Annotated in this window: 1 protein-coding gene; it reads right to left on the bottom strand. The window is 64.0% G+C overall.

Going from position 1 to position 774, the window contains the following annotated elements; all coding sequences use genetic code 11:
* Nucleotides 1-737, bottom strand: a 737-nt coding sequence (catA, locus tag JMY28_RS38820; protein ID WP_201701150.1) for a catechol 1,2-dioxygenase, incomplete at its 3' end; no start/stop codon positions are given.
* Nucleotides 738-774: the final 37 nt, after the last annotated feature.

Below are 774 nucleotides of genomic sequence, written 5' to 3'. Positions count from 1 at the left end.
TCGCCTTCGATATTGAATTGCGTGGTGAGCTTGCGGCTGTTATCCGACGAGACGAAGAAGTGCACGTGCGCCGGGCGGTTGCCGTGGCGGCCAAGGCCGTCCAGCAGGCGCTGGGTCGAACCCTGCGGCGGGCAGCCGTAGCCCACCGGCATGAGCGTGCGGAATTCGTACTTGCCGTCTGCGCCGGTCTTGACCGCGCCGCGCAGGTTGAAGTCGTCCTGCGCGCCGGTCGGGTCGAAGTGCGAGTAGAAGCCCTTCGAATTGGCGTGCCAGCATTCGACTACGGCGCCGGCGAGCGGCTTGCCGTCGAGATCCGTGACGGTGCCGTGAATGACGAGCGGACCCGCGTCGGCGTCCGGGTTGACGTCGATTCGCGAAACGCCTTCGCGCAGCGGTGCGCCCGCAACGTACAACGGTCCTTCGATCGTGCGCGGCGTGCCGCCTTCGAGACCCACCGCCTTGTCTGCGGCGTCCATGCGGATGTCGAGGTACTTTTCGAGGCCAAGGCCGGCAGCCAGCAGCGCCGCTTCGCCGTCCTGGCCGAGCTTGTTCAGATAGTTCACGCCGGCCCAGACTTCATCGGGCGTGATGTCGAGATCGTCGATGGCCTTGAACAGATCGCCCAGCAGTCGATGGACGATCTGCTGGAAACGCGCGTTGCCGCTGCCGCCATTGAGATTCGCAGCGGCCTTCAGCAGGTCCTGCACGTCCTTCGTTTCGAATACTTTTGCGCTCATGGTATTTGTCTCCTGATACTTGCTGGTGCTTGCTGGT

The sequence above is a fragment of the Paraburkholderia hiiakae genome (assembly GCF_904848665.1).
GTDB classification, from domain to species: domain Bacteria; phylum Pseudomonadota; class Gammaproteobacteria; order Burkholderiales; family Burkholderiaceae; genus Paraburkholderia; species Paraburkholderia hiiakae.
Note: the sequence above shows the minus strand (reverse complement) of the source record. Positions and strands in the feature narration are given on the sequence as shown.